1 protein-coding gene is annotated in these 225 nt (G+C 60.0%); it reads right to left on the bottom strand.

Going from position 1 to position 225, the window contains the following annotated elements; all coding sequences use genetic code 11:
* Positions 1 to 39: 39 nt before the first annotated feature.
* Positions 40 to 225 (bottom strand): hypothetical protein (locus tag P0D89_RS54615; protein ID WP_408379955.1); only part of this gene is annotated, 186 nt, incomplete at its 5' end.

Below are 225 nucleotides of genomic sequence, written 5' to 3'. Positions count from 1 at the left end.
CTGAATCGGACACGATGAGGCGTTCATCGCAGCAATTTCCTATTGGATGCTTGTCGGTTCAGGCCGCGTGCGAACGTTATTCGCGATGTCGCCACGCAAATCCCCGCGCGGCGCCTGCGGCGTGAAATCGCGGACGCGCTCGCCCTGTTGCCAAACCTCGACCGTGACCGGCCGGTCCGGGCGCCAATTTTGTTCCTGCGGCCTTTTTTGCGAAAAAACTGGTGT

The sequence above is a fragment of the Paraburkholderia sp. RL18-085-BIA-A genome, assembly GCF_046027075.1.
Classification (GTDB): Bacteria; Pseudomonadota; Gammaproteobacteria; order Burkholderiales; family Burkholderiaceae; genus Paraburkholderia.
The sequence above is the reverse complement of the archived record's forward strand: the minus strand, read 5'-3'. Positions and strand labels throughout refer to the sequence as shown.